The 10015-nt window shown below is 66.2% G+C and carries 11 protein-coding genes; 7 read left to right on the top strand and 4 right to left on the bottom strand.

From position 1 onward, the window contains the following. Positions 1-25: 25 nt before the first annotated feature. A complete protein-coding gene (locus tag AQZ59_RS06885) occupies positions 26-247 on the top strand; it encodes a DUF3107 domain-containing protein (RefSeq protein WP_062613935.1) in 222 nt (73 codons plus the stop codon). A 127-nt stretch (positions 248-374) separates the two neighbouring features. Beyond that, positions 375-1973 carry a DEAD/DEAH box helicase gene (locus tag AQZ59_RS06880; RefSeq protein WP_062613934.1) on the top strand — a complete coding sequence of 533 codons (1599 nt, stop codon included), beginning with the start codon at positions 375-377 and terminating at the stop codon, positions 1971-1973. Positions 1974-2050: 77 nt separating this feature from the next. Here AQZ59_RS06880 and AQZ59_RS06875 read toward each other — a convergent pair whose 3' ends face one another. Together AQZ59_RS06875 and AQZ59_RS06870 are read right to left on the bottom strand one after the other, a co-directional pair. After that, positions 2051-2671 carry a MarC family protein gene (locus AQZ59_RS06875; protein ID WP_062613933.1) on the bottom strand — a complete coding sequence of 207 codons (621 nt, stop codon included), beginning with the start codon at positions 2669-2671 and terminating at the stop codon, positions 2051-2053. Continuing rightward, on the bottom strand, positions 2668-3519 hold the full coding sequence (locus AQZ59_RS06870; RefSeq protein ID WP_062613932.1) for a PHP domain-containing protein: 852 nt from the start codon (positions 3517-3519) through the stop codon (positions 2668-2670). The genes AQZ59_RS06875 and AQZ59_RS06870 overlap by 4 nt, the downstream gene beginning before the upstream one ends. A gap of 77 nt (positions 3520-3596) precedes the next feature. On the opposite strand from AQZ59_RS06870, the gene AQZ59_RS06865 reads away from it, so the two are divergent. From AQZ59_RS06865 to AQZ59_RS06845, 5 genes are all read left to right on the top strand, one after another. Further along, positions 3597-5075 carry an aminopeptidase P family protein gene (locus tag AQZ59_RS06865; protein WP_062613931.1) on the top strand — a complete coding sequence of 493 codons (1479 nt, stop codon included), beginning with the start codon at positions 3597-3599 and terminating at the stop codon, positions 5073-5075. Positions 5076-5104: 29 nt separating this feature from the next. Continuing rightward, positions 5105-6412 carry a magnesium transporter MgtE N-terminal domain-containing protein gene (locus AQZ59_RS06860; protein WP_062613930.1) on the top strand — a complete coding sequence of 436 codons (1308 nt, stop codon included), beginning with the start codon at positions 5105-5107 and terminating at the stop codon, positions 6410-6412. Then, a complete protein-coding gene (locus AQZ59_RS06855) occupies positions 6405-6968 on the top strand; it encodes a DUF1003 domain-containing protein (RefSeq protein WP_062613929.1) in 564 nt (187 codons plus the stop codon). The genes AQZ59_RS06860 and AQZ59_RS06855 overlap by 8 nt, the downstream gene beginning before the upstream one ends. Before the next feature lie 9 nt (positions 6969-6977). Then, entirely contained in the window at positions 6978-8111 is a 1134-nt protein-coding gene (locus AQZ59_RS06850) for an Mrp/NBP35 family ATP-binding protein (RefSeq protein WP_062613928.1), read from the top strand. A gap of 91 nt (positions 8112-8202) precedes the next feature. Continuing rightward, the gene (locus tag AQZ59_RS06845; RefSeq protein WP_062613927.1) at positions 8203-8823 is read left to right on the top strand and encodes an O-methyltransferase; all 621 of its coding nucleotides are present in this window, start codon (positions 8203-8205) and stop codon (positions 8821-8823) included. On the opposite strand, the gene AQZ59_RS08990 is transcribed toward AQZ59_RS06845, so the two are convergent. Both AQZ59_RS08990 and AQZ59_RS06840 read right to left on the bottom strand, forming a co-directional pair. Beyond that, positions 8820-8990 (bottom strand): DUF3117 domain-containing protein, encoded by a 171-nt coding sequence (locus AQZ59_RS08990; RefSeq protein WP_068538472.1) that lies wholly within the window; start codon positions 8988-8990, stop codon positions 8820-8822. The two genes, AQZ59_RS06845 and AQZ59_RS08990, sit on opposite strands and share 4 nt — an antisense overlap. A 113-nt stretch (positions 8991-9103) precedes the next feature. Continuing rightward, entirely contained in the window at positions 9104-9865 is a 762-nt protein-coding gene (locus AQZ59_RS06840) for an LOG family protein (RefSeq protein ID WP_062613959.1), read from the bottom strand. Between the last annotated feature and the right edge of the window lie 150 nt (positions 9866-10015).

The following is a 10015-nucleotide window of genomic DNA, read 5'->3' as shown; positions in this document are numbered from 1 at the left end:
TGCCAGATCAAGTCTTGGAGGAATCATGGAAATCAGCATTGGCATCCGCAACGTCGCCCGCGAACTGAGCCTCGACGTCGACCTGACCGCACACGAGGTCTCCGAGCGCGTGGAGCAGGCGCTCGCCGCCGGGGCCGTCCTCTCGTTTACGGATAAGGAGGGCAACGTCGTCGTCGTTCCCACCGACGCCCTCGGTTACGTGCAGTGCAAGGAGGCGGAAGCCCGCCGCGTCGGCTTCGGCTTTTAATGTGTAGCGCGCCACCCCTCACCGGGCGGGCGCGCCCCACGCGGTAGAATCAATCTTGGTTGACCGGTCGTCACGTTTGTTCAAAAGAATTTTCACGATCGGCTGCCCGGGCGCACACGGCGCCCCCATGTCGAAAGTGAATACTGTGCATTCTGGAATTGTGAATACCTCCGGGGCATCCGTGCGCCCGGCGAACGAACCAAAAGCTGACATCCAGGCCTCCGGCTCTGAGCTCGAGCTAGAGACGAAGAGCTTTGCCGACTTCGGCGTCTCGGATGACATCGTCGAGGCCCTGGCCGAGAAGGGCATTACGCACCCCTTCCCCATTCAGGCGCTGACCCTCCCGGTGGCGCTCAAGGGCTCGGACATCATCGGCCAGGCCAAGACAGGCACGGGCAAGACCCTCGGCTTCGGCATCCCGATGGTGGAGAAGGTCATCGGCCCGGACGAGGAAGGCTGGGAGAAACTGCGCGCGCCCGGCAAGCCGCAGGGCCTCGTCGTCGTCCCCACGCGCGAGCTGGCGAAGCAGGTGGCGGGCGACCTTCGCGACATCGCCGCGAAGCGCTCCGTGCGCGTGGTTGAGGTCTACGGCGGCAAGGCCTACGAGCCGCAGGTCAAGGAACTCGCCCGCGGCGCGGAGATCGTGGTGGGCACCCCCGGGCGCATCATCGACCTGGGCAAGCACCGCACGCTCGATCTTTCCCACGCTCATACCGTGGTGCTCGACGAAGCCGACGAGATGCTCGACCTGGGCTTCCTCGAGGACGTCGAGGCGATCCTTTCCTCCACCCCGCCGAACCGCCACACGATGCTGTTCTCGGCTACCATGCCCGGCCCGGTCATCACGATGGCCCGCCGCTACATGTCCAAGCCCACCCATATTCGGGCACAGAATCCCGACGACGACTCGGCCACCGTCAAGCAGGTCAAGCAGGTCGTCTACCGCTGCCACGCGCTGAACAAGAGCGAGGTTCTGGCCCGCATCCTTCAGGCCCGCGGGCGTGGCCTGACCATCATCTTCACGCGGACCAAGCGCGCCGCCGCGCGCCTTGCCGACGAGCTCGAGTCGCGCGGCTTTGCCACCGGCGCCCTCCACGGCGACCTCGGCCAGGGCGCCCGCGAGCAGGCGATGCGCGCCTTCCGCAACGGCAAGATCGACGTGCTGGTTGCCACCGATGTCGCGGCGCGCGGTATCGACGTCGACGACGTCACCCACGTCATTAACTACCAGTGCCCGGAGGACGAGAAGACCTACCTGCACCGGATTGGCCGCACGGGCCGCGCCGGGCAGGCCGGTACGGCCGTGACCTTCGTGGATTGGGAGGACACCCCGCGCTGGTCGGTCATCAACAAGATCTTGAACCTCGGCTACCCCGAGCCTGTGGAGACGTACCACACGTCCGACCACCTCTACACCGACCTCGACATCGACCCCGAGGTCACCGGCCGCCTGCCGCGCTCCCAGCGCACGCGCGCCGGCCTGGACGCCGAGGAGATCGAGGACCTGGGCGAGACCGGCCGGGGCCCGCGCGGTCGCGGGCGTGGCGGCCGCGGTAATAAGGGCCGCGGGGGCCGTGGTAAGGGTGAGGCCGGCCGCTCGGGCCGCAAGCGCACCCGCACCCGTGTCTCCTCCGGGGCGTCCGAGTCCTCCGAGCAGCCTCGCACGGATAAGCCGCGTACCGATAAGCCGCGCCGGCGTCGGGTGCGTAAGGCGCCCGAGGCCTAAGCACAAGCTTCGCGCATAAGGCGCGTAAAAGGAAGGTGTCCCCGCTTTCTTGCAGGGACACCTTCCTTTTACGCGCGTTAGCTGGTCAGTGGCCGAATGACGCCGAGCACGCCAGCGATGATGAGCTGGGTGGCGATCGCGGCCAGCAGCATGCCCGAGAGCCTGGTGAGTAGCATGACGCCGGCCTCGCCGAGCAGGCGCATAATCGCCCCGGCGAAGTGCATCGAGATCCAAGAAATCAGTAGCACCGTCACGGCCGCTCCAATCACGGTGGCTTGAGCCCACGGATCGCCGGCCGAATCGCGCATGAGCAGCATGAACGCCACGATCGAACCCGGGCCCGCCAGTAGCGGGGTGCCGAGCGGCACCATGGCCACCGCGATCGTGCCGCCGGCCGAGCCCGGGTCCTCCTCCTTGCCCGTCAGCAGCTGGAGCGCCACGAGAAGGAGGAGCAGGCCGCCCGAGATCTGCAGGGCCTCGGGCGAGATGCCCATGTAGCCGAAGAGGAAGAAGCCGAAGAAGCCGAACAGGAGCAACAGGGCGAGGGCGATGAAGTTCGCCTGGAATGCCACTTTCTTCCGCCCCGCCTTGTTCAGGGTGCGCGTGAGCGCCATGAACACGGGTACGTTGCCAGGCGGGTCAATAATCACCAGCAGCGTGGCGAAGGCGGACGCGAACAGCGCCCCATCAAAATTCACGGGCGTATAACCTCCAGGAAAGCGCCCTCTTCCAGGGCGGCGAGCGTGTCCGAATCCGTGGTGTGCTCACCCAAGCGGTTCGGTTTTCCTGCTCCATGGTAATCGCTGGAGCCAAACTGGAAAAGCTCGAGTGATCGCGCTCGCTGGCGCAGCTCCTCCCGCCGCTCGAGGGGGTTATCCCGGTGATCGACCTCGACGCCGAAAAGTCCGGCCTCCGCCATCTCGTCCAGGGCCTCGAGCGGCACGGTCTTGCCGCGCGTGGCGGCCATCGGGTGGGCGAAGACGGCCCGGCCGCCGGCGGCGTTGATCCACGAAATGACGTCGAAGACGTCCGGCGAGTAGTTCGGCACGTAATACTTCCCGCGCGGGTGCAGGAGCTGCGCGAACGCCTCCTCGCGGCTCGCCACCACCCCGGCTGCGATGAGTGCGTCGGCAATGTGGGGTCTTCCGACAACGGCGCCCTCGCCGGCCACGTCCGCCACCGCGTCCCACGTCAGGTTGAAGTCCTGGGCGAGGCGGTCGACAATCTGCCGGGCCCGATCCGCCCGTCTTTCCTGCAGCTGCTGGCGGTGTGCTGAGAGCTTAGGGGCCGAGGGGTCAAAGAGGTAGGCGAGCATGTGGACGCTGACCCGCCCGCCGTCGTCGTGAAACTGGGAGGTGACCTCCATGCCACGCACCAGGCTGACGCCGGTTCTCGCAACGGCACGGCCGGCTTCGTCCCAGCCAGAGATCGTGTCGTGGTCGGTGAGGCCCACGCAGGTCAGGCCGGCGTCGCGGGCGGAATTCATGAGCTCGGTGGGGCTCTGCGTGCCGTCTGAGCGCGCGGAATGGGTGTGCAAGTCGATCATGGCTCCACGCTAAATTTCCTTCACGCTTAGAGCAACCTCGGTTCAAGTTTGTCGGATGCACGTGGGATACTAGAAATATGAGTGAACAGACCAACGAAGAAAAGGCACACAACCGCACGCAGCGCCCCCAGAGCCAGGCGTTTCGCGAGTTCATCGGCCAGGATTGGGGCGCGCGGCCCGCCGGTCCGGCCCGCATGGAGGTCGCTGATTACACCCCGTCGCGCCACAAGCGGCTCTCGGAGCTATTTCCGGGCGAGCGACTCGTGTTCCCGGCGGGCGATCTGAAGGTCCGCTCGAATGACACGGACTACCGCTTCCGCGCCCACTCGGCGTTTTCTCACCTCACCGGCCTGGGCGGGGAGGACGAGCCGGGTGCGGTGCTCGTGCTCAACCCGGTGGAGGGCGGCCATGAGGCGGTCCTCTACTTCCACCCGCGCGCCCCGCGCTCCTCGGAGGAGTTCTACGCCGATTCCCGCCATGGCGAGTTCTGGGTGGGGCCGCGGCTGAGCGCGCAGGAGATGTCCACGGCCACGGGGTTGAAGGTGGCCCATATTGATGAGATGAAGGACGCGATCTCGAAGGACCTGGGCGCGGTACAGATCCGCGTGGTCCCGCAGTCCGATCCGGCGGTGGAGGCCCTCGTGGCCGAGTTGCGCCAGCAAAACGGGTTGACCGAGGGCGCGGAGCAGGCGGACGCGCGCCTGGCCGAGGCCGCCTCGGAGATCCGCCTGACGAAGGACGCCTACGAGGTGGCGGAGATCCGCAAGGCCATCGATGTCACCAAATCCGGCTTTGAGGAGATGATCCGCGCAATGCCGCGCGCGATCGATCACTGGCGCGGCGAGCGCGTGATCGAGGGCGCCTTCCAAGCCAAGGCCCGCGAGGAGGGCAACGGCCTGGGATACGACACGATCGCCGCGGCCGGTAATCACGCCAACACACTGCACTGGATCACGAATGACGGGCGCTTGCGCGACGGGGAGCTCATCCTTATCGACGCCGGCGCGGAGGTCGATTCGCTCTACACGGCCGACATCACGCGCACCCTGCCCATCGACGGAAAGTTCACTGAGGCCCAGCGTGAGGTGTACGACGCCGTGCTGGAGGCCTGCGAGCGCGCGCTTGAGGTGGCCCAAGACAAGGTGCAGTTCAAGGACATCCACGCGGCCGCCATGGAGGTTATCGCCAAGCACCTGGAGCGGTGGGGGATGTTGCCGGTGTCGGCGGAGGAGTCCCTCTCCCCCGAGGCCCAGTATCACCGCCGGTGGATGCCGCACGGCACGTCCCACCACCTGGGGCTCGACGTGCATGACTGCGCGCAGGCCAAGCGCGAGCTCTACCAGGATTCTTACCTGGAGCCGGGGATGATCTTCACGATCGAACCGGGCCTGTACTTCCGTGAGGATGACCTCAAGGTCCCCGAACGATTCCGCGGGATCGGTGTGCGGATTGAGGACGACATCCTGGTCACGGAGGACGGGGCGATCCGCCTCTCGGAGGGCATCCCGCGCACGGCCGACGCGGTGGAGGCGTGGATGGCCCACCTCCAGCAGTAAGCAGCCCGCACCGTCGGGAAAGGACACAGATGTCAGGAAGCAGAACACGAGTTTTTATTGGACGCTTAGCAGGCACACCCGTCTACGACCCGATCGGTGACCGGGTGGGCAAGGTACACGACGTGGTCGTGGTTTTCCGCCTGCGCGGCCAGCCGTCTGCGGTGGGGCTGGTGGTGGACGTGACCGGCAAGCGGCGCGTCTTCATGCCGCTCACGCGCGTGACGGCGATCGCCAATGGCCAGGTCATCACCACCGGCCTGCTCAACATCCGGCGCTTTGAGAAGCGCCCGTCGGAGACCATGGTGCTCGGCGAGATTCTGGACCGCGAGGTCCAGTTCAACGACGGCTCAGGGCGGGCCGTCGTGGAGGACGTGGCAATCGAGCAGGAGGGGAACCGCGAATGGCGGCTCACCTCGTTGTACGTGCGGATGGCGCGCGGCGGGCCGGAGGCCGGAAACACGAAGATCGTGCCCGTCACGTCGGTCACGGGCCTGCGCACGCGCGTGGCCAACCAGGCCGCCACGGCGCTACTGGCCCAGATCAACGAGCTGAAGGCCCCCGATATTGCCGACCTCCTGTCCGACCTCCCGGATGATCGCATCATCGCGGTCTCGCGCCACATGCACGATGACCTGCTGGCGGACGTGCTGGAGGAGATGTCGGACGCGGACCGGGTGACGGTCATGAGTGCGCTTGAGGTGGAGCGCGCGGCCAACGTCTTGGAGGAGATGGAGCCGGACGACGCAGCCGACCTCATCAACGAGCTCCCGCCCGCGCAGGCGGAGATCCTCCTGTCGAAGATGGAGCCCGACGAGGCCCAGGACGTGCGCCGCCTCATGTCCTACGGGGAGCGCACGGCCGGTGGCCTCATGACCACCGAGCCGATGATTCTCTCCCCCGACGCCCCGATCTCTATGCTGCTCGCCGCGGCCCGCCGGGAGGACCTGGCCCCGGCGATCGCCAGCATGTGCTTCATCGTGCGCCCGCCCACAGAGACCCCCACGGGCCAGTATCTGGGCGTGGTCCACCTCCAGCGCGCGCTGCGCGAGCCGCCGTCGGAGATGGTCGGCTCGATCATTGACCAGGTGGAGTCGCTCTCCCCCGACGACGGGATCGGCACCATCACCCGCCTGCTCGCCACCTACAACCTCACGATCTTGCCGGTGGTAGACAACGGGTTGCTGGTGGGCGCGGTCTCGGTCGACGACGTGCTGGACCACCTCATGCCCGAGGATTGGCGCGATGCGGACGAGGAGCAGATCGATACCCATATCGACGAACGCCATGTCGATGATCTGCTAGAAGACCCCACCGACGAGGAGGGCCGCGATGCCTGAGAGTTTCGATCAGCCACTCGGTAAGCGGCGGCGCAGGTGGCGCGCCTCCGTCGATTCGGAGGCCACCGGGGTCATTGCCGAGCGGATCGCCCGCTTCACTGGCACCCCGAAGTTCATCATCTGGCTCACCCTGTTCGTGGGGCTGTGGCTGGTGTGGAACAGCTTCGCGCCCGATCACCTGCGCTTCGATTCGGCAGCGCTCGGCTTCACGGCGCTCACCCTCATGCTGTCCCTGCAGGCCTCCTACGCCTCCCCGCTCATCCTGCTCGCCCAGAACCGGCAGGATGATCGCGATCGGGTGAGCGCCGAACAGGACCGCCAGCACGCAATGCGCACGCTCGCCGACACCGAGTTCCTCCTGCGCGAGATCGCCTCGCTGCGGATGTCGATGCAGGACCTCGCCACCCGCGATTTCGTGCGCTCCGAGATGCGTGACCAGTTCGAATTGCGCGAACGGCTCCTCGAGCGAGAAGAGGAGGTCGCGGAGAAAGACGCGAAGATCGTCGAGCTCGAAGCGAGGCTTGCCCAGCTCGAAACTGGCGAAGGTCAAGGATAGGATAAACGCATGAGTTTACCGAGCATTGAAGACATTAAGGCCGAGCTCGCCAAGGTCATTGACCCGGAGATTCGGCGCCCGATCACCGATCTGGGGATGGTGCGCTCCGTGGAGATCGACGAGGCCGGCAACGTGGTCGTCGGGATCGATCTGACCACGGCGGGGTGCCCGCTGCGGGACACGATCACAGCCGACACCCAGAACGCCGTGGGCGCGATGCCAGGCGTGGCATCCGTGACCGTGAGCATGGGCGTGATGAATGATGAGCAACGCGCCGAGCTGAAGAAGACCCTGCGCGGGGGCGAACCCGAGCGGGTCATCCCCTTCGCCCAGCCAGATAACCTCACGCGCGTGTACGCGATCACCTCCGGCAAGGGCGGCGTGGGCAAGTCCTCCATGACCGTCAACCTCGCCTCGGCGATGGCGAAGGAGGGCCTGAAGGTGGGCGTGGTCGACGCCGATATCTACGGCTTCTCGATCCCTCAAATGATGGGTGTGACCCACCCGCCGCAGGTGGTGGACAACATGATCATCCCACCGGTGGTGCACGACGTGAAGACGATCTCAATCGGCAACTTCATGTCGGAGAACGGCCCGGTGGTGTGGCGCGGCCCGATGCTGCACCGCGCGCTCGAGCAGTTCTTCGCGGACGTGTACTGGGGTGACTTGGACGTCCTCCTCATCGACCTGCCGCCGGGGACCGGCGACATCGCACTGTCGGTGTCCTCGCTCATCCCCAAGTCCGAGATCGTGCTGGTCACCACCCCGCAAGTGGCGGCGGCCGACGTGGCGGAGCGCGCGGGCCTCATGGCCAAGCAGACCGACCAGCGGGTGGTGGGCATCATCGAGAACATGTCCTACCTGGCGATGCCGGACGGCTCGCGCATGGAGATCTTCGGCGCGGGCGGCGGCGACGCCGTATCCGCCCAGCTCTCGCGCAATCTCGGCTACAACGTGCCGCTGCTGGCGCAAGTTCCGCTCGAGCAGGACCTGCGCGAGGGTGGCGACGCCGGCACCCCGTTCGCGATCCAGCCGGGCCAGTCGCCTGCGCAGGAGGTGATCCGGGCGGTGGCGAAGACCCTCGCCCATCGTGCCCGCGGGCTGGCCGGCCGCCCGCTCGGGGTCAAGCCAATCGACAACTAAGGTAAGTGACAGCGAAGAGTGTGCGTGGCCGGCATCGCCCCGGCCACGTTCGCGTTAAGATGCTGGTAAAGAGCAACAGAAAGGGGCGGTAGTGGATAAGGCCCAGTCGTGGACGTACGCCGAGCACATCGTCGCGGAATCGGACGTGGTGCGGGTGGCGCGTGAGCACGCCGCGGATCTGGGGGTGGAGGCGCTCTCGGCCGCCACCGGACATTTCCTCACCTGCCTCGCCGCGATGGGCGTGAAAACCATTGCGGAGATCGGCACGGGCACGGGCGTGTCGGCCCTCTACCTGTTGGCCGCCTCCACGGACTCGGTGCTGACCTCCATTGATACCGACGCCGAAGCGCAGGGATACGCGCGGGAGAACCTGGCCGCGGCCCACATTCGCCCCGGCCGCTTCCGGCTCATCAACGGCCGCAGTTCCGACATACTCCCCCGGCTCGCCTCACGCTCCTATGACCTGGTGCTCGTGGACGGCGATCCGCTCGAAGCCGCGGGCGACGTGTCTGAGGCCCTGCGGATGCTGCGCCCGGGCGGCACGCTCGTGCTCTCCCACGCCCTGAACGACGATCGGGTAGCGGATCCGGCCCGCCGCGACGAGGCGACGGTGGCCCTGCGCAACCTTGGCCGGGAATTGATTGAGGCTGAAGACCTGGTCTCCAGCCTCATTCCCCTCGGGGACGGTGTGTTAGTGAGCGTCAAGCGCTAAAGCTCAAGGACCTTACCCAGGACCTCGTGGAGGGACTTGACCTCCTCGTCGCTCAGTTCGAGCACGAGGCGCCCTCCGCCTTCCAGAGGCATCCTCAAAGTCGTTCCGTGGAGGTCACGCTCCGCCTCGAGCGGCCCGTCTCCCGTTCTCGGTTTCATGGCTGCCATGGTTACTCCTTCCGGGGCACGTTTGCGCCCGATACTCATATTCTACGTTAATACGTGGACCGCGTCAGGTGTTCACTTGCGGCCCCGTCCCAGGTCGGTGGCGCGCGCCGGGCTTACTTCCCGTTCGAACGCTTCTCCTCCGCGAGCCGGTGGACGCCCTCGAGGACGGCCGCGACGGCGTCGTCGGCCGTGTCGACCACCTGGAAGAGCTTCTCGTGACCCTCGGAGATATAGCCGTCGGCTAGCAGACGGCCCTCGATCCAGTCCACGAGCCCCGTCCAGTACTCGCTGCCCACGAGCACCACAGGGAAGCAGGAGACCTTGTTGGTTTGGACGAGGGTGAGGGCCTCGAACAGTTCGTCCATCGTGCCGTACCCGCCGGGCATGACGATGAAACCCAAGGAATACTTGACGAACATCATCTTACGGACGAAGAAGTAGCGGAAGTCGATGCCGACGTCGACATACTGGTTCATCCCCTGTTCGAAAGGCAGCTCAATGCCGAGGCCCACGGAGACCCCGCCGGCTTCGTGTGCGCCCTTGTTGCCGGCCTCCATGATGCCGGGGCCGCCGCCGGTGATGATGCCGTAGCCGTGGGAGACGAGCTCGCGCGCGATCTGTTCGGCGAGCTGGTAATACTTGTCGTCTTCCGGGGTGCGGGCGGAACCAAAGATGGAGATCGCCGGGCCGAGGTCGGCCAGCGCGCCGAAGCCTTCTACGAACTCGGCCTGGATTCGCATGATCCGCCAGGGCTCGGAGTGGATGAAGGAGGGGTCCTGGAATGGGCGCAAGAGCCTGGCATCCGTGGTGGTGTTCGGAATGTGCTTGCCCCGCAACATCACGGGGCCCTTACGGTAACGCTTCTTTTTTGCCATATGGCAAGCGTACAGGTCGCAGATGAACAGCTGGTGCATGCCCGCCCGGATCGACGACGACGCCGCTCGCCCGTTATGGCACGCATCACCACCGCAACACACATATAATGCCATGGGCACAGGTCACAGGCCGTGCTACTCCTGTAAAAT

The sequence above is a fragment of the Trueperella bernardiae genome (assembly GCF_001469025.1).
In the GTDB taxonomy this organism is placed as follows: Bacteria; Actinomycetota; Actinomycetes; order Actinomycetales; family Actinomycetaceae; genus Trueperella; species Trueperella bernardiae.
The sequence above is the reverse complement of the archived record's forward strand: the minus strand, read 5'-3'. Positions and strand labels throughout refer to the sequence as shown.